At 68.4% G+C, this 25,964-nt stretch carries 20 protein-coding genes and 1 pseudogene; 8 read left to right on the top strand and 13 right to left on the bottom strand.

Features of this window, described 5'->3' with window-relative positions:
• Positions 1-26 precede the first annotated feature (26 nt).
• Positions 27-602 carry a mismatch-specific DNA-glycosylase gene (locus tag HH310_RS01875; RefSeq protein ID WP_169173587.1) on the bottom strand — a complete coding sequence of 192 codons (576 nt, stop codon included), beginning with the start codon at positions 600-602 and terminating at the stop codon, positions 27-29.
• A gap of 93 nt (positions 603-695) precedes the next feature.
• On the opposite strand from HH310_RS01875, the gene HH310_RS01870 reads away from it, so the two are divergent.
• Positions 696-2,117, top strand: coding sequence for a M1 family metallopeptidase (locus HH310_RS01870; protein ID WP_169173586.1), 1,422 nt, complete (start codon positions 696-698; stop codon positions 2,115-2,117).
• A 50-nt stretch (positions 2,118-2,167) separates the two neighbouring features.
• Here the strand turns inward: HH310_RS01870 and HH310_RS01865 are convergent, their stop codons facing one another.
• The 6 genes and pseudogenes from HH310_RS01865 to HH310_RS01840 form a co-directional block, all read right to left on the bottom strand.
• Positions 2,168-3,037 carry an alpha/beta fold hydrolase gene (locus HH310_RS01865; RefSeq protein ID WP_169173585.1) on the bottom strand — a complete coding sequence of 290 codons (870 nt, stop codon included), beginning with the start codon at positions 3,035-3,037 and terminating at the stop codon, positions 2,168-2,170.
• A 183-nt stretch (positions 3,038-3,220) separates the two neighbouring features.
• Positions 3,221-3,883, bottom strand: coding sequence for a hemerythrin domain-containing protein (locus HH310_RS01860; protein ID WP_169173584.1), 663 nt, complete (start codon positions 3,881-3,883; stop codon positions 3,221-3,223).
• A 175-nt stretch (positions 3,884-4,058) separates the two neighbouring features.
• The gene (locus HH310_RS01855; RefSeq protein WP_169173583.1) at positions 4,059-4,892 is read right to left on the bottom strand and encodes an alpha/beta fold hydrolase; all 834 of its coding nucleotides are present in this window, start codon (positions 4,890-4,892) and stop codon (positions 4,059-4,061) included.
• A 45-nt stretch (positions 4,893-4,937) separates the two neighbouring features.
• Positions 4,938-5,768, bottom strand: coding sequence for an alpha/beta fold hydrolase (locus HH310_RS01850; RefSeq protein ID WP_169173808.1), 831 nt, complete (start codon positions 5,766-5,768; stop codon positions 4,938-4,940).
• A gap of 129 nt (positions 5,769-5,897) precedes the next feature.
• A pseudogene (locus HH310_RS01845) lies at positions 5,898-6,641 on the bottom strand (alpha/beta fold hydrolase); the annotation flags it as partial.
• A 78-nt stretch (positions 6,642-6,719) separates the two neighbouring features.
• Entirely contained in the window at positions 6,720-9,536 is a 2,817-nt protein-coding gene (locus tag HH310_RS01840; protein WP_282438364.1) for an AAA family ATPase, read from the bottom strand.
• Between the two features lie 174 nt (positions 9,537-9,710).
• On the opposite strand from HH310_RS01840, the gene HH310_RS01835 reads away from it, so the two are divergent.
• Positions 9,711-10,349, top strand: coding sequence for a TetR/AcrR family transcriptional regulator (locus HH310_RS01835; protein WP_169173581.1), 639 nt, complete (start codon positions 9,711-9,713; stop codon positions 10,347-10,349).
• On the opposite strand, the gene HH310_RS01830 is transcribed toward HH310_RS01835, so the two are convergent.
• Positions 10,350-10,916: a TetR/AcrR family transcriptional regulator gene (locus HH310_RS01830; RefSeq protein WP_169173580.1), complete on the bottom strand. Its 567-nt coding sequence runs from the start codon at positions 10,914-10,916 to the stop codon at positions 10,350-10,352.
• Positions 10,917-10,987: 71 nt separating this feature from the next.
• Here HH310_RS01830 and HH310_RS01825 point away from each other — a divergent pair, with 71 nt between their 5' ends.
• Positions 10,988-11,659 carry an SDR family oxidoreductase gene (locus HH310_RS01825; RefSeq protein WP_169173579.1) on the top strand — a complete coding sequence of 224 codons (672 nt, stop codon included), beginning with the start codon at positions 10,988-10,990 and terminating at the stop codon, positions 11,657-11,659.
• Between the two features lie 95 nt (positions 11,660-11,754).
• On the top strand, positions 11,755-12,108 hold the full coding sequence (locus HH310_RS01820; RefSeq protein ID WP_169173578.1) for a DUF1330 domain-containing protein: 354 nt from the start codon (positions 11,755-11,757) through the stop codon (positions 12,106-12,108).
• A gap of 26 nt (positions 12,109-12,134) precedes the next feature.
• On the opposite strand, the gene HH310_RS01815 is transcribed toward HH310_RS01820, so the two are convergent.
• Positions 12,135-13,010 carry an AraC family transcriptional regulator gene (locus tag HH310_RS01815; protein ID WP_211191617.1) on the bottom strand — a complete coding sequence of 292 codons (876 nt, stop codon included), beginning with the start codon at positions 13,008-13,010 and terminating at the stop codon, positions 12,135-12,137.
• Between the two features lie 95 nt (positions 13,011-13,105).
• Here HH310_RS01815 and HH310_RS01810 point away from each other — a divergent pair, with 95 nt between their 5' ends.
• Positions 13,106-14,194 carry an aldo/keto reductase gene (locus HH310_RS01810; protein WP_169173577.1) on the top strand — a complete coding sequence of 363 codons (1,089 nt, stop codon included), beginning with the start codon at positions 13,106-13,108 and terminating at the stop codon, positions 14,192-14,194.
• Here HH310_RS01810 and HH310_RS01805 read toward each other — a convergent pair.
• The 4 genes from HH310_RS01805 to HH310_RS01790 form a co-directional block, all read right to left on the bottom strand.
• Entirely contained in the window at positions 14,187-14,906 is a 720-nt protein-coding gene (locus tag HH310_RS01805) for a hypothetical protein (RefSeq protein WP_211191615.1), read from the bottom strand. The genes HH310_RS01810 and HH310_RS01805 overlap by 8 nt on opposite strands.
• 561 nt (positions 14,907-15,467) lie before the next feature.
• Positions 15,468-16,532 carry a hypothetical protein gene (locus tag HH310_RS01800; protein ID WP_211191614.1) on the bottom strand — a complete coding sequence of 355 codons (1,065 nt, stop codon included), beginning with the start codon at positions 16,530-16,532 and terminating at the stop codon, positions 15,468-15,470.
• Positions 16,507-16,815, bottom strand: a complete 309-nt coding sequence (locus HH310_RS01795) for a hypothetical protein (RefSeq protein ID WP_169173576.1) — start codon at positions 16,813-16,815, stop codon at positions 16,507-16,509. The genes HH310_RS01800 and HH310_RS01795 overlap by 26 nt, the downstream gene beginning before the upstream one ends.
• Positions 16,782-17,024, bottom strand: coding sequence for a hypothetical protein (locus HH310_RS01790; protein WP_169173575.1), 243 nt, complete (start codon positions 17,022-17,024; stop codon positions 16,782-16,784). Before HH310_RS01790 ends, HH310_RS01795 begins: the two co-directional genes overlap by 34 nt.
• 228 nt (positions 17,025-17,252) lie before the next feature.
• Between HH310_RS01790 and HH310_RS01785 the strand changes: the two genes are divergently transcribed.
• The 3 genes from HH310_RS01785 (at position 17,253) to HH310_RS43065 (ending at position 25,923) form a co-directional block, all read left to right on the top strand.
• Positions 17,253-18,242 (top strand): ADP-ribosylglycohydrolase family protein, encoded by a 990-nt coding sequence (locus tag HH310_RS01785; protein ID WP_169173574.1) that lies wholly within the window; start codon positions 17,253-17,255, stop codon positions 18,240-18,242.
• 546 nt (positions 18,243-18,788) lie between these two features.
• The gene (locus HH310_RS01780; RefSeq protein WP_169173573.1) at positions 18,789-24,179 is read left to right on the top strand and encodes a GH92 family glycosyl hydrolase; all 5,391 of its coding nucleotides are present in this window, start codon (positions 18,789-18,791) and stop codon (positions 24,177-24,179) included.
• Between the two features lie 112 nt (positions 24,180-24,291).
• Positions 24,292-25,923: a CHAP domain-containing protein gene (locus HH310_RS43065; protein WP_211191613.1), complete on the top strand. Its 1,632-nt coding sequence runs from the start codon at positions 24,292-24,294 to the stop codon at positions 25,921-25,923.
• Positions 25,924-25,964: the final 41 nt, after the last annotated feature.

Below are 25,964 nucleotides of genomic sequence, written 5' to 3'. Positions count from 1 at the left end.
CCTAAGTTCCCCGCACATGACGACGGTCACACCTCGTACAGCGCGATTCCGGCGGCCCGGGCAGCCTCGGCATACGCCGTCGCGAGCGAATCCACCGTTTCGTGAGCATTGAGCCCACTCGGGTTCGGCACCACCCAGAGGCGTGCGCCGGACAGGCTCTCCGGCTGCTCACCGACGACCGCCGCGCGCTTCTCGAACGCCGTGCGATAGGCCGTGATGCCCAGCATCGCGACGACCCGCGGCCGCACCCGCTCGACCCGCTCCCGGAGCGCGATCGCCCCCTCACGCAGCTCGGCGGTGGTCAACTCGTCGGCCCGCGCCGTCGCGCCCGCGACCAGGCTCGTGATGCCGACGCCGCGGGCCTTGAGCTGGGCCACGTCGGCCGGGTCGAACCCATTCGACGCGTCGATCACGTGGTCGATGATCCCGGCGCGGTACAACGCCGGATAGAACCGGTTGCCGCGCCGCCCGAAATGACTCTGCATGGCCACCGTCAGCAGGCCGGGATTGATGCCGACGAACAGCAACCGGACATCGTCGCCGATCAGGTCGGGCAGCGTGCGACCGCGGTAGGTGGCCAGCTCAGCCCTGGTGAATCCCACCTGGGGAAGGATAGTCCGGGTCGACCGGACGGCCAGGCCGACGGCCCCCGTTCGGCGATGCACCGATCGGTGGCGACCGATAAGTTGTTCCGCATGGTACGGAAGCTGGCTCTTGCCCTCGCCCTCGTCGCCTCGACGTCCGTCGTGCTCGCGGGTACGCCCGCCAACGCCTGGTCCCCACCGGGGACGCCGGGAGCGACCGGCGCGGGCGACCCCTACTACCCGCTGGACGGCAACGGCGGCTACGACGTCAAGCACTACGACCTGGCGCTCAAATACGCGCCGGCCACCGACGTGCTGGCCGGTGCGGTGACGATCCGGGCGACCGCGACGCAGCGATTATCAGCGTTCAACCTCGACCTCGACGGCCTCACGATCCGATCGATCACCGTGGACGGCCGATCGGCGAAGTGGTCGCGCGCCGGCACCGAGCTGACCGTGACGCCGCGCGCGTCGCTCAGCAAGGGCCACACCTTCGACACCAGGATCGTCTACGACGGCGTACCCAAGGTCATCCACGACCCGTACCTCGGCGACGGCGGCGCGTTCACCACCGACGACGGCGTCATCATCCTGGGCGAGCCGGACGTCGCGCAGGCGTGGTACCCGTCCAACGACCACCCGAGCGACAAGGCCTCGTTCTCGATCGCGCTGACCGTCCCGAAGGACCTGCAGGCGATCTCCAACGGCGTCCCGGACGGCCGCCGGACCAGCAAGGGCTGGACGACGTGGCGGTGGGAGCAGCGTGAGCCGATGGCCACGTACCTGGCCATGGCCGCGATCGGGAAGTTCGACGTCAAGTCGTACGAGAAAAATGGGATCCGGTTCGTGGACGCGATCGACCCCGCGTTGCCCCCGGAGACGTACGCCCGGGTGGCCAAGTCTTTCGCCCGTGAGCCCGAGATGCTGCGTTTCCTGTCCGGGTACTTCGGTCCGTACCCGTTCCGCGCGTCCGGCGGCATCGTGGACGCCGACGGCGAGTGGGATTACGCGCTGGAGAACCAGAGCCGCCCGATCTACACGCCGCAGGACTTCGCCAACCAGGAGGACGGCGACAGCGTTGTGGTGCACGAGCTGACCCACCAGTGGTACGGGGACAGCGTCGCGGTACAGAATTGGCGCGACATCTGGCTGAACGAGGGCTTCGCGACCTACGCCGAGTGGCTGTGGAGCGAGCATGAGGGCCTGGGCACCGTGCAGCAGAACTTCGACCGTCTGTACGCGACCCCGGCCACCGCGTCGCTGTGGAAGGCGAAGGTCGCCGACCCGGGAGCGCCGAACCTGTTCATCAGCGCCGTCTACAACCGCGGCGCCATGACGCTGCAGGCCCTGCGGCTGAACGTCGGCGACAAAAAGTTCTTCAGCATCCTGCGCACGTGGGCTCAGTCCCAGCGCAACGGCAACGGAAGCACCGAGGAGTTCACCGCCCTCGCCGAGCGGATCTCCGGCAAGGACCTCAGCGCCTTGTTCACCACCTGGCTCTACACCCCGTCGAAGCCGGCCAACCCCGCCTGACGAAAACCGGCCGTGGCATCGCTCACCGCGATGCCACGGCGGGCTCGGGGTCAGTTGGCGGCCTTGGCCGCGTTCTCGATCTGACCGGTGACCGCGTCGGGTGCGGTGACCATGGACAGGTGCGGGGCGTCGATCTCGAGGGTGTGCGCCTTGGCCCTGGTTGACATGGCGACCTGCTCGGCCGGCGGGATGATGGCGTCCTGCTTGCCGATCACCGACCACGAGGGAATGGCGGTCCAGGCCGGGGCGCCGGACTTCTCCTGCAGTGCGCCGGAGGCGAGGGGACGCTGGCGGGCGGCGGCCACGGCGACCTGGTCGGCCGGGATGGCGTTGCCGACGAACGCCTTGCCGAAAACGGACGGCTTGACGTAGAGGTTGGCTTCTTTGGCGTTGCCGGGGATCGGCACCTGGTTGAACAGCGTCGCGGGGTTGGCGGCGAAGGCCGAGCCCGGCTTCGCCCCGGTAAGCGACAGCACGGAGTCGCCCTTGTCGGGGATGTAGGCGTCGACGTAGACGAGGGCCTTGACCTGCTTGTCGCCCAGGGCCGCGTTGGTGGTGACCATGCCGGCGTAGGAGTGTCCGACCAGGACGATCGGTCCGGTGATGGTGTTCAGGTAGGAGCGGAGATCGGCGGCGTCCCTGCTCACGCCCGTGAGCAGATCCGGCGGCACGACCACGTTGTAGCCGTCCTGCTGCAGCTTGGCCGTCACCTGGTCCCAGCTGGAGCCGTCGGCCCATGCTCCGTGCACGAGCACGACGGTCGGCTTCGGCGTCGCGCTCTGCTGCGCCGCCGGCGTCGCGGAGTGCTGCGGCGTGCTTGCGGTGGCAGCGTGCCCGCCGCACCCCGCGATGCCGGCGAGCACAGCGACGCCGGCCGCTCCCATGACCAGTCGGCGAGCGCTCTTCGAGAGAGACAACATGACTTTCCCTTCTTGTGGTGCGTTCCTTGCGTATCCCGTGGCTGCTCAGCCGAGGAAGTTGCGGAGAATGACCGCCCTTGCGGCGGTGCCGGAAACAACGATCGCAGCGTTCCCGGCCGGCGACATCGCACGGTCACGTGAAGCGTTACCGCGGCGCGGGTGAGACGGACGCCGAGCGCCGGTTCAGCCGGCGCTGGACGACGTCGACCAGCGCGCCGGGCTGGACGTGCCATAGAGCCTTTCGGCGTATTCGGCGTAGGCACGGGGTGCGGACCCGGCGAGCGCTGCGCGAGCCTCCTCGGGCAACTCGGCCAGCATTTCATCGATGACGTGCGGTTCCGCCTCGTACATCACGATCCCGAAGATCAGCGGCAAAGCTTCCGCTGGCATGGTGCCGCGACTGTGCGCACCGAGCGCTGCCCATTCGTCATCACTGATGTATTTCTCGATAAGGGGGAGTACGTAGTCGATCTCGTCGGTGAGATGCTGACGAAGAATCGGCAGAAGGTCGTCGAGGCTGCTCTCCATCACCGCACGATGCTCGGCGCCCGCGTCGCTCCGCCAGCGCGCGGCCGCGCCGGACAGGGCATCGATGCCGGCCGCGATAAGCGCATGGTGTCGTTCCATTCCGTGCACGAGGGGCCGGATCTCTTCGGCGCAGCGCTCCAGCAACCTCGGCCAGATCTCCACATCCTCGCCTTCGTGGTGCCCGTGCAGTCCCGCGATGAACAGCGCGATGTGATCGGCGACGATGACCGCACGCTGCTGGTCGCCGTCCGGGACGGCTCGCACGAGCTCGGGCATCGCGAAGAACTCACGCAGGAAAGCGGTGTGGACGGCGGCCATCTCCCGGGTCTTCGAGCCAGGATTCGTCGTTGTCATGGGCACTCAATTGTCTTTCTTGTCGGTGTGTCAAAACATGAATGGCTATGGCAGACGTCACGTGAATCGGTCGCGCCGTGCCAGACCCGACGGCGGCCGTGGCATCGCGGGGCACGATGCCACGGCCGGTTTCCGTGCGTCAGTCCGTGGCCTTGGCCGCGCTCTCGATCTGCCCGCTGACCGCGCCCGGCGCGGTGACCATCGACAGGTGCGGAGCGTTGATCTCGAGGGTGTGCGCCTTGGCCCTCTTCGACATGACGACCTGCTCGGCGGGCGGAATGACGGCGTCCTGCTTGCCGATCACCGACCACGACGGAATGGTGCTCCAGGCCGGGGTGCCGGACTTCTCCTCCAGGGCGCCCGACGCGAGCGGACGCTGCCGGGCGGCGACCACCGCCACCTCCTTGGCGGGAAGCGACGTACCGGCGAACGCCTTGCCGAAGACCGACGGCTTCACGTACAGGTTGGCCTCCTTGGTGTTGCCGGGGATCGGGACCTGGTTGAACAGGGTGGCCGGCGGGGCCGCGAAGACCGAGCCCGGCTTCGCCCCGGTCAGCGACAGCACGGAGTCGCCCTTCGCCGGGATGTACGCGTCGACGTACACCAGCGCCTTGACCTGCTTGTCGCCCAGCGCGGCGGTCGTGATGACCATGCCGGCGTAGGAGTGTCCGACCAGGACGACCGGCCCGCTGATGGTGTTCAGGTAGGAGCGGAGATCCGCGGCGTCCGTCTTGACGCCGGTGAGCAGATTCGGCGGCACGACCACGTTGTAGCCGTCGTGCTGCAGCTTCGCCGTCACCTGGTCCCAGCTGGATCCGTCGGCCCATGCTCCGTGCACGAGCACGACGGTCGGCTTCGGCGCCGAGTTGGTTCCGGCGATGGCCGGGCCGGCGAAGCCCGCGACGCCGGCCAGCACAGCGACCCCGGCCGCTCCCATGGCCAGTCGGCGAGCCTTCTTCGAGAGAGAGAACATGCTTTTCCTTTCTGGTGGTTCGTTCATGGCGTTGTCGCGTGGCTTTCAGCCGAGGAAGTTGAGGAGTTCCTGGTTGACCTGCTCGGCGTGGGTCCAGCCGATCGCGTGCGGGCCGCCCGCGATCGAGACGTGCTTCACGTCGCGCAGCAGTGCCGGGAGCCGGTCGCCGGTGACCGGCGGCGGCAGGATCCGGTCCGCGTCGCCCTGGACGACCAGGACCGGGACGTCGATCGAGGCGATGTCGGCGCGGAAGTCCTCCAGCCACGCGTCGACGGACCGCACCGCGGCGATGGGCGAGACGTCCAGCGCGACCTTGAAGGCGTCCTGCCAGGCGGAGTCGCTCACCAGGGTGCCGCCGAGCACATCCATGTTGAAGAAGTTGTCGAGGAACGACTTGATCGCCGCCGGGCGGTCCGCCCGGATGGCGGACTTGATGCCCTCGAAGAACTCCTGCGGGACACCGGCGGGGTTGTCCTCGGTCTTGCGCAGGAACGGTCCGAGCGGTCCGAGCAGGGCCGCGCGGCGCACCCGGGTCGAGCCGTAGGCGTTGAGGTAGCGGACGACCTCACCGGTGCCCATCGAGAAGCCCACGAGCGTGACGTCGTCGAGCCGCAGGGTTTCCAGGACGGTGTTGAGGTCCGCGGCGAAGGTGTCGTAGTCGTAGCCGCCGCCCGTCTTGCTGGAGCGCCCGAAGCCCCGCCGGTCGTAGGTGATCACCCGGTAGCCGGCGTCGAGCAGCGCGGCTTCCTGCTTCTCCCACGAGCGTCCACTGAGCGGGAACCCGTGCAGGAGTACCACCGGCCGGCCGGTTCCGTGGTCCTCGTAGTAGAGCTCGACGTCGGTGGAGTTCTCCTCGCCGACCTTGATGTATGCCATCCGTGTCTCTCCGTTCTTGTGAATGCGGGAGGTGCCGTCCGAAGAAATTTTTTCGTCGATCGGCCGCGGGTTCTCGGCCCAGCTCAGCGCATAGTCGGCAACGTCCTGCCAGCCCGGCTCGCCGATGGTGAAATGCGAACGTCCCGGGAATTCCGCGTACGCGACGATCGGGCCGGAGTGGCCGGCGTAGTGCCGGTAGTTCGAACGATTGACCGACGGCGGCATCAGATGGTCGGCGCCGCCGGAGACGAACAACAACGGCGCCCGGTCCGCTTTGGCGAAGTCCACTTCGGTGGCCGGGTGCGAGGTGAAGTTCGCGAGCACACCGTCCCAGACGATTCGCCCGGGCGCCGGAATGTAATACCGCTCGTAGGCCGCCAGGGTTTCTTCCATCGTGCCGGTGTTACTGATGGCGTAGTGGAACTGGTCCAGCGTCAGTGGCACCGCCTTGTGCCGGTTCGAGATGTGCCCGAGCACCGGAAAAGCCGCCTTGGCCTGGGTCAGCGGCACCGTGCGGATGCCCTTGACCGGCACCGAGTCGATCACCACGCCGGCCGCTCCCAGCCCCCGGTCGAGCAAAATCTGCACGATCGTGCCGCCGAACGAATGACCCATCAGAATCGGCGGGTTCGCCATCGCACGCACGATTTTCTCGTAGTGCGCCGCGACGCCCTCGATGGTGAGGTCCGCGATAGGCGTCGGATCCTGCCGCAAATCGTCGATCGCGATGTCCAGACCGGGGTACGCCGGTGCGACAACGTTGTATCCAACCTTGCGATATTGCTCGATCCAGTATTCCCAGCTCCGCGAGGTGACCCACAATCCGTGCACCAGGACGATGGTGTCGGCCCGATTCGAGTGCGCTGCCTTCATGACCGCTCCTTGCTGCGTTGTCTGAAACAAACAATCGCAGCCTTTACGGCCGGCCACATCGCATGGTCACGTGAAGCGTTAACTCAGCGCGGGTGAGGCATTCTGCTCGTGCCGGGCGACGAAGTCGGTCAGCTCGATCCGCGACCTGATCTCGAGCTTGGTGAAGGCGTGGCGAAGGTGGGTGCTCACCGTGTGCGCCGACAGGAAGAGCTTCTCGGCCACCATGCGGTTGGTCATGCCCTGGGCCACGAGGCGCACGACGTCGAGCTCGGACTGGGTCAGGGCGGCCCAGCCCTGCTGCGGACGCACCACTGTGGAAAGACGGCGTCGCACGCCCAGCTGGCGCAGCCGTCCCCGCACCCGGCCCGCGTCCCAGGCCGCCCCCGCGCGGGTGTAGGTCTCGAGGGCGTCCCCGAGCATGGCGACGGCTTCGTCCTGGCGGCCGTGCGCGTTCGCCGCGACGCCGGCGTCCTCGAGCGCGGACGCGGTGGCGAGCGGTCGCGGACCCTGCTCGAACCAGCGTGCCGCCTCGAGCAGGTCGTCGAGTGATCCGGCGGCGATCCCGCGGGCGTGTGCGGCGATGCCCTTCAGCAGAAGCACGTCGGGGTTACGGCGCAACCGGTCGGCGGCCAGCTCCACCATCGCCTCGGCCAGGTCGGCGTCCCCGATCGCCACGGCCATCCGGACCAGGTGCACCGGATCGGTCACGTCCTGGGGGAAGTGCGGCAGAAGGCTGAGTCGTTCCCGGTCCCCGAGGAGGCGCAGGTGCCGGCGCAACTCCGTCAGATCACCGACGGCCGACGCCTGGTGAGCCAGCAACCACACCGCGTGGCGGCGTACCGAGAGCGCGTTCGTGCTGCCGACCTCCCGCATGATCGTGGTGCATCGCTTGAGCTGGAGAGCGTCGCCGGTGTGGATCGCGACCCGGCCGAGCGCGACGATCGCGGCGGCTTCGAACACGCCCACCACGTCCGGCCCTTCCAGTTTCTCGACCGACGCCTCCAGGAAGGCGGAAGCGTCGGCGAGGCGCCCGACCTGGAACAGCTGCCGGCCGTACCACGCCTCCCAGAGCCGCACGCCGAAGCCCTGCCGGCCCTGTTGGGCGGCCTTCAGGCACTCGACGGTGATCTGCATCGACTCGCCGTACCGGCCGAGCAGCGCCAGTTGCTCGCTGAGCCATTCCCGGGCCAGCAAGGCCCGCGCCGGGTCGGCCGTGGAACCTCCTTTGCGGCCCGCGCTGCTGACCAGTTCGAGTGCGCGTCCGAAGTCGCCGCGGGCGTAGGCGAGCCCGCCTTCGGCCAGTTCCAGAGCGAACGCGGCCGTCGGGTCCGCGCTCGTCGCCACCATCTCGCGGGCACTCGGCAGAAGCGCTTCGGACTGCGCCGGTTCACCGGCCACCAGCAGGTTGTGCGTGAGAACCGCGAGGTGGCGGGCACGCAGGGCGGGCGGCAACGACGGCAGCTCGAGGGCCCGGCGACCGGCGGCAGCCCGGACATCCGGTGCCAGCGCGATCATTCCGGCCAGCGTCAGGCGTACCTCTGCCTCTTGGTCGTCCGGCAGGAACTGCCGCAGCATCCGGTCGGCGAAGTCCTTTCCCTCGCGCACCCGCCCGGCGGCGTGCAGCAGGAGAACCGTCTGAGTGGCCAGTGCCCCGCGCAGCGCGTCATCGTCGGGTGCGAGCTCGAGTGCCCGGTAGCAGAGGTCGGCGGCGGTGCTCGGGTCCGAGCTGGACAGTGCGGTGGCGGCGGCCTGCAAGGTGCGCGCGGCGGCGATGTCGCCCTCCACCGCGCTGGCCGCGAGGGCCGACGCGACCTCCACCGGAGGAACCCCGGTCGCGATGAGCGCGTTGACCGCTTGCCGTTGCAGGGCGCGATGCGCGGATGCCGGCAGCGTCGCCTGCACCGCCTCGCGCAGCAGGTCGTGCCGGAAGCCCAGCGCGCCGTCGACCTCGAAGAACAGCTCAGCGCGGAGCAGCTCGTCGACCGGAGCGAGCAACGTCACCGGGGACACGTCGAGGATTGCCGCGAGCTGTTCGAAGGAGAAGGTCCGGCCCAGCACCGCCGCGATGCTGGCCAGGCGGCCGGCCATCTCCGACATGCGGGAGAGCCGGTCGCGCATGCTGTCGCGAACCCGCCGGGGCAGCCTGGCCTCGATCAGCGACGCCCGGCCGGATTCGACCTGGAGCAGCCGTTCCTCCTCGAGCCCACGGAGCATTTCCATCAGCAGGAAAGGACTGCCGTGCGCCCGTTGCGCGAGACCGAGCAGGGCCTGGTCGGGCCGGGCCCGGACGACATCCGTGACGATCTCTTCGGTGGCCTGCGCCTCGAGCGGCGTCAGGAGCAGGGAATCGGCGCCCCACCCTCGCAGGGCTTCGAGGGTCGCTCGCGGTCCGGGCGGAATCTGACCGGCCCGGAACGCCGCCAGCCAGACGATCGGGACGTTCGCCAGACGGGAGGGCAGCGTTTGCAGAGCGACCAGCGATCCGGCATCCGCCCACTGCATGTCGTCGAGGCATAACAGGATCGGCGAACGCAAGGCCGCCTGTTCCAGCAACGCCTCGAGCTCGTCCAGCAAGCGGTGTCTCTGCTCCAGCGAATAGTGCAGCCGGCCACGTTTGCCCGGATCGGCCATCGGGTCGTGACCGTCGAAGAGGGCCGAGACGAATGGTCCCATCGGCACCACCTGGTCGCTGGCCGTCACCGACCCCCGGCCGACCCGGATGCCCATCCGCCCGGCGTTCTCCGCGGCCGCCCGCAGCAGCGCTGTCTTACCCAGGCCCGGACGACCCTCGAGGATCAGAAAGCTTCCCTGTCCGGTATTCGCCTCGATCAGGCGTCGCCCGATCAATTCCAAAAACTGGGTCCTGCCGCGGAGAGGTGTTTTATTCGTCGGCATGCTGTGCCCCTGAAGCTGGCCGGGTTGTCAGTGTTCGATACCGGCGTCAGGAAATAGCGGCGCACATGTATCCGTTGCTAAAGTCCATGCAGGTAGACGAACTAGTAACTCTACCGGCTGGACGGTAGCAAGGCGTGTGGGCGACGACAAGGCGGCCATGGGAAGGTGGAATGCATGACACAGCGCGTCGAGCCGGCATCAGCGGCCGGGTCGCCGGCGCCGGAGCCCGGGCGGGGGCCGACGAAGCCGTCGATGCGGGAAATCATCATCCAGGCCGCCGCGGTGCTGTTCTACGCGCAGGGCATCCGGGCCGTCAGTGCCGACAAGATCATCGCCAAGGTGGGCATCACCAAGGTGACCTTCTACCGGCATTTCCCGGGCAAGGATGACCTGGTCGTGGCCTATCTCGAACGCCGCTCCCAGTGGGAGCGCAACGCCGTCGAGACGGCCCGGCGGGCCACCCCGGGCGACCCCGCCGAGACGTTCCGGTTGATCGCCGAATCGATCGGCGTCGAAAGCTGCACCCCCGGATTCCGCGGGTGCCCCTTCATCAACGCCGCCGTCGAGTACGCCGACGCCGACCATCCGGTCCGCGAGGTCGTGGCCACGCACCGGTCGTGGTTCCGCGGCGTGATCGAGGACCTTCTCGGTGAGATGGGTGTGAGCGACGTCTCCGGCGTCGCCGAACAACTGGTGATGCTGCGCGACGGCGCCATGGTGAACGGACATCTCGGCGACCCCAAGGTCGTCGCCCGTTCGCTCGTCAATGCCGGGCGCGCGGTGATCGAGTCCGCGGGTCGCGCACCGCGATAACTATTTAGCGCCGACCGCCGGCAGAGTACGGCCAGACACCGCGGCCTTGGCTTCGGCCAGAATGCGCACGGAGAGTTCCGTGCCCGCGGTCGCGCGGGACAGGACCATGGCGCCGACCATCGTGCTCAGCGACGCGAGGCCGTCGGGCCCGAGCCGGCCGGCATACCTTTCCACCCCTTGCGCGTACGCCTCGCGGGCCGTCGCGTCGTCCGGGGTGCGTGCCACGTCCGCGCCGAACCCCGTGGACGGGCACCCGGTGCCGGGATCGTCGCGGTGGCTGATGGACAGGTAGTCGTCGAGCACCGCCTGCAGGGCCGCCGGGTCCCCGGTGCGGCCAAAGCTTTCGACGTGGGCGATTTGTTCCTTGTACGCCTGTCCGATCGCCTCGGTGACCAACGCGTCCTTGGAAGCGAAGTGCTTGTAGAACCCGCCGTGCGTCAGTCCCACCTCGGCCATCACGTCGGCGACGCTGACCGCGGGGACGCCGCGCTCGCGGAACAGCCGTGCGGCCGTCTCCACGATTTGTCTGCGGTTTTCCCGAGCCTGCGCCTGCGACACCCGTCCCATGAACGCAAGTGTAGATGGTGTGTGTCATCTATCGCGTTGACCCGATTACATGATCTTCGTAATCTATCGACATGGACATCTCGAACTCCGTTGCTCTGGTCACCGGCGCGAACCGCGGCCTCGGCCGCCACTTCGCCACTCAGCTGCTCGAACACGGCGCGAAGGTCTACGCCGGAGTACGTAACCCGCGGACGCTGGACTTACCCGGCGCCGTCCCGATTGAGATCGACATCACCGACCCGGACGCCGTCGAACGGGCCGCCAAGGCCGCCGGCGACGTCACCTTGCTGGTCAACAACGCCGGCGCCCTGCACCCGGCCTCCGTCCTCACCGCCTCGATGGACGATGTCCGCCGCGAGATGGAGGTCAACTACTTCGCCCCGCTGACGGTGATCCGGGCCTTCGCGCCGGTGATCGAGGCCAACGGGGGCGGGGCGATTCTCAACGCGCTCTCCGTGCTCGCCTGGTATCACGCGGGGGCGCTCGGCGCGCACAACGCGGCCAAGGCGGCGAGCTGGGCGGCCACCGACGCCTTGCGTGAGGAACTCGCCCCGCACGGTGTCGCCGTCACCTCGCTGATCATGGGATGGATGTTCACCGACCTCGCCGGCTTCATCCCCGACGATCAGAAGGTCGACCCGGCCGGGGTCGCCCGGGTAGCCCTCGACGGTGTCGCCGCGGGTCTGCCCGAGGTGCTCGCCGACGCCACCGCCCAGCGGGTGAAGTCCTCGTTGTCCGCGTGAGCAAACAGCCCGAGACGCGCACCACATTGCTGGCGCCAGCGAACGGTCACGTTTTAGATTGTGGAAGTAATCTAAACCGGCAGGGAGCGCGACACATGACCACCTATGTGATCACCCACCTTCGTATCCCCGGTGGCGTCCCGAACGACAAGGGCTTGGACTACCTCGAGCAGGTCGAGGACACCGCGCGGCCGTACGGCGGGAAATGGCTGGCCATGGGCGACGTCGAGGTGATCGAGGGCGCCTGGCCGGGTACGGCCATCCTGATGGAGTTCCCGGACCGGACCGCCGCCGACACCTGGTACCACTCGTCCGAGTATCAGGCGATCCTGCCGTTGCGGCTGACCAGTGCGGTCTCCGACATCGTCCTGATCGACAGCCCCGCGTCCGGTTTCACGGTGGCCGGCTTCGCGGCCCAGGTGCGCACCGCCCTCGCGGCGGCGAGCTGAGCCGTCCCTTGTGAGGCCCGCTCCGATCAAAGATCGCCGGCGTCGGCCGCGACGGACAGCCGCCGCGCGTCCTCGCCGGGCGGCGACCCGAACATGCGCCGGTACTCCCGGCTGAACTGGGACGGACTGTCGTACCCGACGGCGAAGCCGGCCGCGGCGACGTCGTCGGGGGTGGCCGCCAGCCGGATGCGGGCCCGTTGCAGGCGGACATGTTTCTGATATTGCAGCGGGCTCATCGCGGTGGCCGCCCGGAAATGGCGGTTGAGGGTCGCGGTGCTGACCCCCATGTGCGCGGCCAGCTCCGCCATCCTGATGTGCTGATCGAACCGGTCGGTGATCCAGCGCGCGGCCCGGCCGGCCAGCGCGACGTGGCTGTCCGCGTAGCCGACCTGCCGGACCAGCCCGGCCAGCGGCCCGGTCAGCAGCCGCCAGTGAATCTCCTTCTCCGCGTCGCGCGCCAGCACCGCGAAATCGTGCGGATGCTCGACCAGGCGCAGCAGGCGGACCACCGCTTCCAGTAAGCGGTCGCCGGCGTCGGCGGTACCGATGCCCGGACCCGGGCTGTCCGCCTTGGGGGAGTCGACCAGCAACTGGATGATCAGTTCGGGCCGCAGCGCCAGGCCGAACGCCGAGAACGGGTCGGCGCGGGTGATGTGCGCGGTCACCGGTAAATCGAGCGTGGTCACCAGATATTGCCCCGCGCCGTAGGTGAATTCGTGGCCGGCGAGCACCGTGCGTTTTTCCCCGCCGGCGACCAGCGCGAAGGTCGGCTGAGTCACGGACGGGCGCGGGGCGGTGGGATCGGTGGCGGCGAGCACCCGCATTCCGGGAAGCCAGGACCCGCGGCGAGGCGTACGGTCCAGCCTGCTGATCAAATCCCTGAGCTCGGACAGGGGGTCCACGAACCGAGTATGGCACGCGGGCTTTGAGCGAATTGTGTACGCGGCTGATCGCATCGTTCTACGGACCTATGAGCGGGCGCGTGAGAATTGGCGACGTGCCTATCAATTCGTATGTGTCGCTCGGGCATTCCGGACTCCGGGTCAGCCCGATGGCCCTGGGGACGATGACCTTCGGCGAGGAGTGGGGCTGGGGGGCGTCGCCGGAAGTGTCGGCGGACATCCTCGCCGCGTACCTCGACCACGGCGGCAACTTCGTCGACACCGCGAACGTCTACACGCGCGGTCACGCGGAGACGATCGTGGGGGACTACCTGGCCGCGCGCCCCGAGCTGCGGGACCGGCTGGTGCTGAGCACGAAGTTCTGGGCCAACCTGCACCCGGGCGACCCGAACGGCGGCGGCGCCGGACGCAAGGGCATCATCCGCCAGCTCGAGGACTCGTTGCGCCGGCTCGGCACCGACTACGTCGACCTGTATTTGCTGAACAACTTCGATCCATATTGGCGGGACGACTACCAGCCGGTCATCCCGATGGCCGAAACCCTGCGCACGCTCGACGACCTGGTCACCGCCGGGAAGATCAGGTACGTGGGCATGTCGAACCTGCCGGGCTGGAAGATCGCCGAGGCGAGCCTGCTGGCCCAGACCAAAGGGTGGACCCCGATGGTCGCCTTACAGACGGAGTATTCGCTGGCGGAGCGCACGGCCGAGGCGGAGGTTTTCCCTGCTGCACGGGCGTACGGGATCGGTGTGGTGCCTTGGGGTGTGTTGAAGAACGGCTTCCTGTCCGGCAAGTATTCGCGGTCGCAGCCGTTGCCGGCGGAGGGCAGCCGCGGCGGCATGCTGGGCCAGCCCGCGGACCGCTACTACCCGATCATCGACGCGGTGAACGACGTCGCGGCCGAGGCCAAGGCGAGCCCGGCGGCGGTCGCGACAGCGTGGGTCCGCGATCGTCCCGGGGTGACCGCGACGTTGGTCGGCGCCCGCACCGTGCAGCAGCTGGAGGCCAACCTCGAGGCGGTGGACCTGGTCCTGACCACCGATCAGCGCGCGACCCTGGACGTGGTGTCGCAACCCGAGCTCGCCGTGCCCGCTGCCTCGAACCGCAACGCGCCGTCCCTGCAGTTCGGCGGCATGTGGGTCGACTGGGTCCAGTGGCCGGAGCACCCGTCCCTGGTCAGGTGAACACGTTGACCGCGCGGGCCACGACGAGACCCAGCACGGCCAGGGAGATCAGCGCCTGCATTCCCATGGCGGTCTTGGCCCAGGGCGCCAGCGGGAGCACGTCGGTCGGGCTGAACGCCGTGGACGACGTCAGCCCCAGATATTGGTAGTCGATGAATCTCGGGCGCCAGCCGGACGCGGCGATTTCCGGATTGAGCTGCTGCGGGAAGGCCAGGTCGAGATTGCGGGGCATGCCGTGTGCGCGGGCGGCCGGCCCACCCGCGTCGAACACCCAGTACAGCAGGGTAAAGGCGATCACATTGGACAGCCAGACGATGCCGCCGGCCCGCAGGAGCTCGCCGGCCGAATTGGTCAGCGCACCACCGTGAATGAGGATCAGAACGAGCTTGATGGTCGCCGACAGGGCGTCGAGCACCAACACGCCCACGACGCCGATGGACAGCCCCCGCAACAGGGTCGATTGACGGTCGATCCGTCCCGGATCCTTGATTATCAACGCGATCAGCAGTAAGAACTCGATCACGGGCAGGACCCAGGGCGGGGCGATCCGTATCTCCGCGGGGCGTAGCAGGGCGAGCACGATCGCCGCGGCCACCGCGGCCACCATCGGCCAGCGCCGTTCACCCCGGACCGGCTCGGACGCGTCATCGAAGAGTTCGCTGCTCATACCGTTGCCCTCCCGGTGCCCCGCCAGCCACTCTGGCTGACCCATGGTCTCCAGGATGCGCCGCACGACGCAGGCGAATTGATCACGACCACCCCGGGACCGCGGCCGCCGTCCCGGCAACGCCAGGTGGAGCCGACTCGGCCGGGAGCGCCAGGTGTGCCAGCGGGTTGTTTAGGTGCTGCCGGCGCGCAGCATGGGGTGCCGCTTGTTGTCGTGCGGGCTCATGGCTCGTCGCGCCGGTTGCAGCGTGCCTTCTCCTGGCCGCGGGACCAGACCTCGCCAGGAGGACGGCTGGCGCGGCTGGAACCTGGGCCGCGAACGGGCGCAGTGGTCCCACTATGTGGGCATTCCGACCGCATAGTGGGTTTTCTGCAGATCTTGGAGACTTGCGCCCACATGCGAGCCCTAAATCTCCAAGGTCTACGAAACGTCGCGGAAAGCGGGGAAACAAAGGCCGCGAGAGGAGACGAAGCGGACTCTACAATGGACTTCGATCTCACATCGCGGACTCGGCGGCCACGATGTGGCCGCCCGTCCCGCAGAATGGACCCGAGTCCCACATCGTGAGCTCTGGGCAGGTGGGAGATCGAGACTCGGCCGAGCCGCTCAGAAGAGCGTGAGCTGGCCCGGGGTGGGTTCATCGTCGAGCGGCGTTGGTCTTGCCTGCGGGCCCGCGGGTGGCGGCGAGGTGTCGGCGATCTGCCAGAGCCGTAGCGTGCTTTCCTCGTGATAGTGAGTGAGCCAGCGGCCGGATCTTTCCGCGCTGACGATCGAGCCGGGCCATCGCGGGGTCGGGTAATCGATCTGTGAGCGGTAGCGAAGACTCCGTGCTGAGAGCAGAAGGTGACTGTCGTCCTCCGAGTAGTCTCGCGAGCTGATCTTCACCAAGATGATCTCGTCGGTCAGGAACAGCGCCGGATATTCGAAATACCAGTCGGCGTAACGAATCCGGTATGGCAAGCCAGGTAGGTCGTCGAGGTGTCGCTCCACCAACACGGTCTCGGTAGCGAGTTCTCTTACCGAAAGGAAGCCGTCGATACTCATCGTGAGGTAGCGCGATCCTGCCGGGCTGAAGTCGGCGAGATCAAACCCGCGCAGCGGACGCAACACTATGCGGCTGTTGTCCAGACTGATCAGGGCGCTGGGCGAGGGGTCCGGGTGAAGGAGCCCCAGACCGGTGGAGGCGTCGGTAGGCCGGTGCACGAACCAGGCGGCATCCGGACCGACCAGTGTCGCGCGATCTATCTCTATCCCGGTTCCAGCGTCAAGAGCCAGCAGTTCCCGGGTGGTGGCCATGCGGATCCAAAGGATGCCGTCGGCATCGATGTGAAACGAGGTCTCGGTGTCGGCCGTCCCTGCCCGGAGATGACTCCGAGGACGTCGCCAGCGGATGTCTCCGGCGCTGTCGAGAACGACGAGTTCGTGACTGTCGGCGATCGCGATGAACTGGCTTGTCGCACTGACGTCAAGGCGTGGCACCGCGAATGGTAGCGAAACTCGTCGCACCAGTTGTAGATCGTGGTCCAACAGGCTGACGGCCTCGGTGGCCTCGGTGACCACCCAGCCCAAGCCTGCTGCCGGGCGGACGTGCCGAAGCCTGTCCAGCCGCACCTCGCTGATCAGCCCGGGACGCATCGTAAAGCGCTCACCAGCGGAATCGCGCCTTGTCACCGTCAATCCGCAAAAGGAAATCGGTGAGCGCAGCGCTCCCGTCACTCGGCTGCAAAACCAGGCCCGCCGCACAGATCGCCTCATCGGCTGCGATCGCCGCATCGGTGTCGTGATTCCGCCAGGCATCCCCTACTCGGTCGAACAGCGGCCGAACTCCCGCCCATCCCGGCCCCGGCTGAAACCGGCAGTCAGACCAGAACATGTCTTGACCCTCGAAAATCAAAGTCCCGATCAGCCGGTCGCCTTGCTTCAACTCCCAGCCCTTTTCTGTCGCATCGTCCACGCCGCACAGTATCTCCGGGCGAGCGCATGATATTGGAGCTCCAGGACGTCCGCCTCCGGCGTACCGGCCGTGACGGTGACCAGCGCGGTCAGATCCTCGTCCATGAAGATCGGGCTGAGCCAGGCCCACAGTTCGTGGCTCGGCTGGTCGACCGGTGTCGACTCGCCGTCAGGAAAAGTGAGCGTGCCGGCGGAACGGAACGAGGACATGGCCGCCCATGCTGGGGACTTGAAAGCGAACGTCGGCAGGGCCCTCTGACACATGGCCCAGCACCCGCTCGGCCTTCCACGGTGAAGCTTCGCCGAACCTCGCATGATCCCGCCCGGCCGATCATCGAGCAGGCGGGCATCGGTCCGGGGGATAGGCCGACGGTTCCGATCGCTCAGACGGTGGCCGAGGCCGGTGCTGCGGGATCGACGGGTTTCTAGAGTGTGGGGATGCGTGTCGCGTCGGGATCGTTGTTCGGATTGGCGTACGGGGATTCGTTGGGCAGGCCGACCGAGTTTCAGGACTACGGCTCGATCGTTGCCACCTACGGTGTGCAGGGCCCGCGAGAGCTGACCGGGGATCCGGCCCGGGTCACCGATGACACCCAGATGGCGCTGGCGGTTGGTGAGGCGCTGCTCGCGGCACGCACGTTCACCCCGCAAGGCCTCGAGCCGGTGTTGCGCCGCGGGTTCGTCGCGTGGCTCAAGAGCCCGGACAACACTCGCTCACCCGGGATGACCTGTCTGCATGCTTGTGTCGGCCTGGCTGATGGGCTGCCGTGGCTGGAGGCCACTCAGGCTCGATCCAAGGGTTGCGGGGCGAACATGCGGGTCACTCCGGTGGGCCTGATGCCGGGATTGAGCGACGACCAGCGGGCCGCAGTCGCGCAGCTACAGGCCGCGATGACCCACGGACATCCCACCGCGCTGGCGGCGAGCGAGCTCACCGCGTACGCCGTCTTCTTCCTTAGTAGCGGGGTGGCGCCGGCCGACATTCTGGCGGCCCTGCGTGAGCGCTGCGCCGAACAGCGCACCAACTACCGCGGCGAGTGGCTCGGCGAACTATGGCGGCAGCCCGGTTACTCCAGACCGGAGACCTTCATCGCGCACGGCTGGGACGAGTGCGCCGATGCCCTGGACCGGGTCGGCCAGGCGCTTGGGGCCGGCCGGTACGAGGGTGACCCGTGCCGGGCGACCGGCGCCGGGTGGGTCGCCGAGGAGGCCTTGGCCACGGCGCTCTACTGCTACCTGATCTCGCCTGACGAGCCGGTCGCCGTCGTCGGCCGCGCCGCGGCCACCTCGGGCGACTCCGACTCCATCGCGTGCCTGGCGGGCGCCTTCGCGGGGGCGTCTCTCGGCCTCAGCGCCTGGCCGCCCGAATGGCAGAACCAGATCGAGTACGCCGAACGGCTGGCCCGCATCGGCCGAGCCTGGGATTGAGCGACTGCTGTCGCCGTAACGCTGAACCACCGCGGCGCCGAGATCCTCACCACCCTGCTGGAGATGGCCAGGACGGGCGCCGGCCCGGCCTCCACCTGATCCTCTCGGGCCTGCGGCAGCGCTTCAAGCTGCCCGCCCGGCGGCCCCTCGTGTGGGTTGCCGCGATGCTCGCCGCCGTGGTGCTGGGTGGCTTCGATGCTGCGGCGGGCACCTGGATCGGCTCGGCGGGAGCGTGCCGCGGTGGGTGGTCGCGGACTCGTACCGGCAAAGAGTCGCCTCGACATATGAATATGTCGAAATTGTATTTAAACGCGGTGGTGTGTGGGGGTCCGGAACGTTCCACGATGAACCGGTCGGTGCCGCGCCGGAGCTGGTGGCGGGGTGGCTGAGCCGGTCGGGGCGGACCTCACCTGCGATGACACGAACACTCGCGATCCGTTTCCGGCTCATTTCCAGATCCTTTCTTGACATCGTTGTCAGTCGCGGTGAAGCTGACGATCTTAGATACGGGCGCAGACCGAGCGCCCGCTTCCCCTGGAGTTCTGCATGAAGTTGAATGGCGGCTCCCGCGCTGCCTCCCTCCTGCCTCGACGGTGGCTATCCGTCGGCGGCGCATTGCTACTCGTGTCCGCCGGACTGGCCGTCACCCCCGCCACGGCGAACGCCTCCCCGGCCCCGCCCGGCGACTTCACCTCCTCGTTCGAGAGCGCCGACCCGCAGCCCGCGGCCAGCACCGCCGAGGTGGACACCAAGGGCAACCCGGTGCAGGGCAACCTGACCGGATCGCGTCTTGGCCTGCCCGGCAGCGTGCTCGACCAGGTCAGCGCGGTGACGGCCAGCGCCGAGAACGCGCCGAACGAGGTCGCGGTCAATCTCAAGGACATCGACTCGTCGACCAAGTGGCTGACGTTCAGCACGACCGGCTGGGTCACCTACCAGCTGGCCGCGCCGGTGAAGGTCGTGAAGTACTCGCTGACCTCGGCGAACGACGCACCCGGCCGGGATCCGAAGGACTTCACGATCCAGGGGTCCAACGACGGTTCGCAGTGGACCGACCTGGACCGCCGTACGGGTCAGAGCTTCGGCGGCCGGTTCGCGACCAACAACTACAGCTTCACCAACACCGCGGCGTACAGCTATTACCGGCTGAACGTCACCGCGAACTCGGGTGACTCGCTCATCCAGCTCGCCGACTGGGACATCAGCGACGGCTCGAACGTGCGGCCGCCGTCCACGCCGATGATCTCCGTGGTCGGGTCCGGACCCACCGAGGGCTCGAACATGCTGCCGGACGCCGGGTTCACCGGAACGGCGTCGCTGCGGTACGCCGGCAGCGCCGAGAACGCTGGACGGGCGTACGGGAGCAATAAGCTTTTTGACGTGCGCCTCCCGGTCGGGCCGAAGACCCGGCTGAGCTACAAGGTGTTCCCCGAGCTGACCAACGGTGACCTGCAGTATCCGTCCACCTACGTGGCGGTCGACCTGCACTTCACCGACGGCAGCTACCTGAGCAAGCGGTCGCCGATCGACCAGCACGGGTACGCGCTGACCGCGGCCGGCCAGGGCGACTCGAAGGTGCTCGTCGCCGACGAGTGGAACGCGGTGCAGTCGGACATCGGCACGGTCGCGAACGGCAAGACGATCGACCGGATCCTGCTCGCCTACGACAACCCGGGCGCCACCCTGAACACGAAGTTCCAGGGCTGGCTCGACGACGTCACGGTCACCGGCACGGCGGCCTCGATCGACGGGTCCACGCTCACCAACTACGTGGACACGCGGCGCGGCACCAACGCGTCCGGCGGCTTCTCGCGCGGCAACAACCTGCCGATCTCGGCCGTGCCGAACGGCTTCAACTTCCTCACCCCGGTCACCAACGCCACGTCGAACTCGTGGGAGTACGAGTACCAGCGGGCCAACAACGCCGCCAACCTGCCGATGCTGCAGGGACTCGCGATCTCGCACGAGCCGAGCCCGTGGATGGGCGACCGCAACCAGATGTCGATCATGCCGGTGCCGGCGGGTGGCAACCTGACCGGGCAGCCGAGCAGCCGGGCACTCGCCTTCAGCCACGACGACGAGGTCGCCCGGCCCGACTTCTACAGCGTCAAGCTGCAGAACGGCATGACAGCGCAGATGTCGCCGACCGACCACGGCGGCATCATGCAGTTCGGCTTCGCGAGCGGGCAGACCACCGGCAGCCTGGTCCTGCAGAACGGCACGTTCACGATCGCCGCCGACGGCACCGTCACCGGTTTCGTCGACAACGGCAGCGGCTTGTCGGCCGGGCGTACCCGGATGTTCTTCTCCGGCGCGTTCGACCGCGCACCGACCGCAACCGCGGCCGCGTCGGCCACCTTCGACACGTCGGCCAGGCCGTCGGTGACGCTGCGCTTCGCGACCTCGTTCATCTCGGTCGAGCAGGCCAAGCGGAACCTCGACTTCGAGGTCACCGGGCATTCGTTCGACCAGATCCACGCGTCCGCGACCGCGGCGTGGAAGGACCGCCTGGGCCGGGTCGAGGTGACGGGCGCCAGCGAGACCCAGCTGGTCACCCTCTACTCCAACCTGTACCGGCTCAACCTCTACCCCAACTCGCAGTCGGAGAACACCGGCACCGCGTCGAAGCCGCACTGGCAGTACGCGAGCCCGGTGTCGGCGCCGACCGGCTCGTCGACCCCGACCACGACCGGTGCCAAGCTCGTGGACGGCCAGATCTACGTCAACAACGGATTCTGGGACACCTACCGTACGGTGTGGCCGGCGTACTCGCTGCTCTACCCGGACATCGCGGCCAAGATCGCGGACGGGTTCGTCCAGCAGTACCGGGACGGTGGCTGGATCGCCCGCTGGTCGTCGCCCGGATACGCCGACCTGATGACCGGCACCAGTGCGGACGTGGCGCTGGCCGAGGCGTACCTCAACGGTGTGAAACTGCCCGATCCGCTCGCGGCGTACGACGCGGCGGTGAAGGACGCGACGGTGTCCTCGGGACGCAGCGAGGTCGGCCGCAAGGGCATCCAGACGTCGTTGTTCCTCGGCTACACCCCGACCTCGACCGGCGAGTCGGTGTCGTGGGCGCTGGAGGGCTTCATCAACGACTACGGCATCGGCAACATGGGCGCGGCCCTGGCCAAGGACCCGGCCACGCCGAAGTCGCGGCGCGACGAGCTCAAGGAGCAGTCGCAGTACTTCCTGCAGCGCGCCCGCAACTACGTCAACCTGTTCGACACCAAGACGAAGTTCTTCGAGGGCCGCGACGCCGCCGGTAACTTCCAGGCCGGCAACCCGCTGGACTGGGGTGGCGTCTACACCGAGACCGACGGCTGGAACTACGCCTTCACCGCCCAGCAGGACGGCAACGGCCTCGCCAACCTCTACGGCGGCAAGAAGGCGCTGGAGCAGAAGCTCGACGAGTTCTTCGCCACCCCGGAGAAGGCCGACCGCCCCGGCGGCTACGGCACCACCATCCACGAGATGCTCGAGGCACGCGCGGTCCGGCTGGGCCAGCTCGGCATGAGCAACCAGCCGTCACACCACATCCCGTACATGTACGACTACGCCGGGGCGCCGTCCAAGACGCAGGCGATCGTACGGGAGATCATGCAGCGGCTGTACGTGGGCAGCGAGATCGGTCAGGGCTACCTGGGCGACGAGGACAACGGCGAGATGTCGTCGTGGTACATCCTCAGCTCGCTCGGCCTGTACCCGCTGCAGAACGGCTCGCCCAACTGGGTCATCGGGTCGCCGCAGTTCACCCAGATGACCGTGCACCGCAAGGCCGGCGACATCGTCGTCAAGGCGCCCGGCAACAACACCAAGAACGTGTACGTGCAGAGCGTCAAGGTGAACGGGCACAAGCAGAGCAGCGTCTCGGTCGACTCGTCGGTGTTCGCGCACGGCGGCACCATCGAGTTCCAGATGGGGGCGAAGCCGTCGTCGTGGGGCACCGGCAAGAACGACACGCCGGAGTCGCTGACCAAGGGCAACGCCGTACCACAGCCGTTGCAGGACACCACCGGCCCCGGCCTTGGCACCGCCACCACGACCGGCGGTCAGGACGCGTCGAAGCTGTTCGACGACTCGTCCGCGACGCAGATGACGTTCACCTCGGGCACCCCGCAGGTGAACTGGACCTACCGGGGCAGCAAGCAGGGCCCGACCTTCTACACGCTGACGTCGGGCGCCAACCCGGGCGATCCGGCCGACTGGAAGCTGCAGGGCTCCCGCGACGGCAAGACGTGGACCACTGTGGACACCCGCAAGGGTGAGGTGTTCGCCTCGCGGAACCAGACCCGGCCGTTCCAGATTGATTGTCCCGGCCGCTTCAACCAGTTCCGTCTGGTCGTCACCAAGACCACCGGTGCCGCTCAGGCCAACCTGGCCGAGATCGAGCTGCTCTCCGGCGGCGACGTCCAACTCGGCGGCGGCGACGTCGCGGTGACCGCGGCGACCGCCGTGCCGGCCCGGTCGGGGGTGGCGCTGTCGGTGCCGCTGGCCACCGTGACCGGCGGAACCGCGACCGGCTACCAGGCCACCGTCGACTGGGGCGATGGCACGCCGGCCACCGCCGGTACGGTCGCCCTGTCGTCGCGTGCGGTGTACGGCGTGAGCGGTTCGCACACCTACGCCAAGCCCGGTCACTACCAGGCCTCGGTGACGGTGACCGACGGGACCAGCCAGGACTCGGCGACGGTCGACGTCGACGTGGCGTACACCTCGGCCGACGGGCTGGCCGCCGCGTTCGACAGCGTCTGCATCGGCGACGACGGTGTGCCCGGGGCGAACTGCGACACGCAGGGCTGGGAATACTCGCGGCAGGCCCTCGCGGCTGCCGGGGTGACCCAGGGCAAGCGGACCGCGGTGCCCGGAACTCCTCTGTCGTTCACGTTGCCCGAGGTGCCGGCCAACCAGCCGGACAACGTCACCGGGAACGGCAGCACGATCGGGCTCCACCTGCCCGCCGACGCCAGGAACATCTCGTTCATCGGCACCGGAACCGAGGGCAACCAGAACACCACCGCCACGGTGACGTTCAGTGACGGCAGCACCGCCACCACGCCGATCCAGTACAGCGACTGGACGCTGGGCGGCAACGCCGGCGGCACCCCGTCGTTCGGCAACATCGTGGTGGCCAAGTCGGCGTACCGGCTGCACGGCACGGACAAGGACGCTGCCGTTCCGTTCCTGTTCGCCACCACGCCGTACCAGATCCCGGCCGGTAAGACCGCGGTCTCGGTGACCCTGCCCAAGCAGACCGGCGACCCCGGTACGGCGGGCCGGATCCACGTGTTCGCCATCGCCGACGACGGCACTCCGCACCCTTCGCTGTCGACGGCCGCCCCGGCAGACCAGACCGGCACGGCCGGAGTCGCGCTGACCGCTCAGCTCGGCTCGGTGACCGGCGGCGTCACCGACTCCACCGGATACCACGCTCGGGTCCAGTGGGGCGACGGTATGGTTCCGTCGGACGCCACTGTGGACGGTTCCGGGACGATCGGCGGAACGCACACCTACGCCGAGCCGGGCACCTACACGGTGCACGTCACGACGTGGGACACGCTGTCCAGCAACGCTGTCACGTTCAAGGTGACGGTGGCCAAGGCGGCCAAGCAGTCCGCGACCGACGCCAACGTGCAGGTGACCGGGCAGCCGCAGCGTCCGGCCTACCACCCGCAGGCCAGGCTGACGGTCACCGCGGGGCCGCGCGGCACCGCGATCACCGTCGACGGCTCGGGCTTCGCCCCGAACGAGGCCGTCAGCGGCACCTTCGGGTCCGGCCTGTCGGTCACGGCACTGCACGCCAACGCCGACGGCGTCATCACCGACGCCACGGTGAGCGTGCCGGGAGCGGCCGTGCCGGGTGCCACCGGCGTCACCCTGACCGGTGCGGAGTCGGCCACCCGGGTCGACCTGCCGTTCACGGTCACCAAGTAGGCAAGTGAGACTCAGGCCCCGCCGGTTCGCCGGCGGGGCCTGATTTTTGACATTGTCCGGAATTGATTGATCGACCTTTCCCCGTACGCCTCCGGCCCCGCAGGGTGTGCCCATGAAACGCATCCTGCTCACGACCCTGGCGCTGATCGTGGCGACCTGGGCCACCCTGGTCGTCGGCGCGTCCCCGGCCTCGGCCTCCACCGCGGGCGCGGCCACGCTCGCGGCGGCCAACTTCACCAAGACCGCCGGTACGTGCGCCCAGAACCCGACCGCCAACTCGCTCGGCGGCTCGCAGTTCGAGCACAGCTGCGCGGGTGGCTACTCCGGTGGCCCCGAATACTGGTGCGCGGACTTCGCGAAATGGGTCTGGCGCAACTCCGGCCTCAACGTGTCCGGCCTTACCGCGGCGGCGCAGAGCTTTTACACGTACGGGCAATCGCATGGCACCTTCCACAGCACCGCCCAGCCCGGCGACGCCGTGGTCTACTCGTCGAGTCCGGGTGGCTACGCGGACCACGTCGCGATCGTCACCGCGGTCAACGCGGACGGCTCGGTGGTCACCGCCAACGGCGACTGGGGCGGGCAGAGCGGCACGATGGCCCACTTCGCCGTCACCTCGTCGGTCGTGAAGGTCACCATCCCGGCCGCATCGGCGTCGACCGGGTCGTGGGTCGCCGCGGCGAACTACTACATCACCGGCATCGTGGGTGCCTCGGGCAGCGGCGGGTCCGCTCCGCCGGAGGGATCCGGCAGCCCGTACTCGGCGGCCTCGATCTGCGGCAGCGGATACGGCGTGGTGGACTCGCACGACTTGGGCGCGGCGACCGTCTTCCTGCTGTATGACGACGACTCCGGAAAGAACTGCGTGGTGACGCTCGCCGACGCGGACGGCGGGGCGGTCGCCATGAACGCCACACTCCAGGTGCAAGGGTCCAGCCAGGTCGCCGACCCCGGCAACTACGACTGGTATGCGGGGCCGGTCACGGCGTACGCCCCGAACGCGTGTGTGAAGTGGGGCGGCACGTACAAGACCAGTACGTGGACCAGCGACTACGGACACTGCGGCAGCGGCGACGGATCGCCGGCGCCGACCGGGTCGAACCCGTACTCGGCGGGCGCGGCGTGCGGGGCCGGATACCAGGTCGTCGACCACCACGCGCTGCCCGGGGCGACGGTCTACCTGCTCTACAGCAACGCGACCGGTGACAATTGCGTGGTGACGCTCTACACCGACGTGGCGGGCAAGGTCGCCGGCAACGCGACGCTGGCGGTGCAGGGCGGGCAGGCGGCGAGCAACCCGGGATCGTTCACCTACTACGCGGGGCCGGTCTACGAGCTGGCGCCGAACTCGTGCGTGAAGTGGGGCGGCTCGAACGGGTCGGCCACGTGGACCAGCGACTACGGGCACTGCGGGTCCGGCTCGTCGACCGCCAACCCGTACACCGCGGCCGCCGTTTGTGGCTCGGGATACACCGTCATCGACTCGCGCGACCTGGGTTCGGCGACCGTGTACCTGCTCTACAACGGCGGGGCTAACTGCGTGGTGACGATGGCCCACAACGGCAACGGACCGGTGGGCCTGAACGCGACGCTGTCCGTCCAGGGTGGCTCGTCGGCGAGCAATCCGGGGTTGTTCGAGTGGTACGCCGGCCCGGTCCGGTTGTCGGCTGCCGGTGCGTGTGTGAAGTGGGGCGGCTCGTACGAGAGCACGTCCTGGGTCAGCGATTGGTCACACTGCGTCTGACGTCATGACTTGACGGCATCAACGTTGCCGGCGCGAATCAA

The organism is Actinoplanes sp. TBRC 11911, from assembly GCF_012933445.1.
In the GTDB taxonomy this organism is placed as follows: domain Bacteria; phylum Actinomycetota; class Actinomycetes; order Mycobacteriales; family Micromonosporaceae; genus Actinoplanes.
Note: the sequence above shows the minus strand (reverse complement) of the source record. Positions and strands in the feature narration are given on the sequence as shown.

Bases quoted from the DNA above. Each gene is read 5' to 3' on its own strand.
- HH310_RS01860 (WP_169173584.1), bottom strand. From the start codon at position 3,883: ATGGCCGCCGTCCACACCGCTTTCCTGCGTGAGTTCTTCGCGATGCCC.
- HH310_RS01865 (WP_169173585.1), bottom strand. From the start codon at position 3,037: ATGTTGTCTCTCTCGAAGAGCGCTCGCCGACTGGTCATGGGAGCGGCC.
- HH310_RS43065 (WP_211191613.1), top strand. From the start codon at position 24,292: ATGAAACGCATCCTGCTCACGACCCTGGCGCTGATCGTGGCGACCTGG.
- HH310_RS01855 (WP_169173583.1), bottom strand. From the start codon at position 4,892: ATGTTCTCTCTCTCGAAGAAGGCTCGCCGACTGGCCATGGGAGCGGCC.
- HH310_RS01780 (WP_169173573.1), top strand. From the start codon at position 18,789: ATGAAGTTGAATGGCGGCTCCCGCGCTGCCTCCCTCCTGCCTCGACGG.
- HH310_RS01870 (WP_169173586.1), top strand. From the start codon at position 696: ATGGTACGGAAGCTGGCTCTTGCCCTCGCCCTCGTCGCCTCGACGTCC.
- HH310_RS01835 (WP_169173581.1), top strand. From the start codon at position 9,711: ATGACACAGCGCGTCGAGCCGGCATCAGCGGCCGGGTCGCCGGCGCCG.
- HH310_RS01830 (WP_169173580.1), bottom strand. From the start codon at position 10,916: ATGGGACGGGTGTCGCAGGCGCAGGCTCGGGAAAACCGCAGACAAATC.
- HH310_RS01840 (WP_282438364.1), bottom strand. From the start codon at position 9,536: ATGCCGACGAATAAAACACCTCTCCGCGGCAGGACCCAGTTTTTGGAA.
- HH310_RS01820 (WP_169173578.1), top strand. From the start codon at position 11,755: ATGACCACCTATGTGATCACCCACCTTCGTATCCCCGGTGGCGTCCCG.
- HH310_RS01790 (WP_169173575.1), bottom strand. From the start codon at position 17,024: ATGTCCTCGTTCCGTTCCGCCGGCACGCTCACTTTTCCTGACGGCGAG.
- HH310_RS01785 (WP_169173574.1), top strand. From the start codon at position 17,253: ATGCGTGTCGCGTCGGGATCGTTGTTCGGATTGGCGTACGGGGATTCG.
- HH310_RS01850 (WP_169173808.1), bottom strand. From the start codon at position 5,768: ATGGCATACATCAAGGTCGGCGAGGAGAACTCCACCGACGTCGAGCTC.
- HH310_RS01825 (WP_169173579.1), top strand. From the start codon at position 10,988: ATGGACATCTCGAACTCCGTTGCTCTGGTCACCGGCGCGAACCGCGGC.
- HH310_RS01805 (WP_211191615.1), bottom strand. From the start codon at position 14,906: ATGGGTCAGCCAGAGTGGCTGGCGGGGCACCGGGAGGGCAACGGTATG.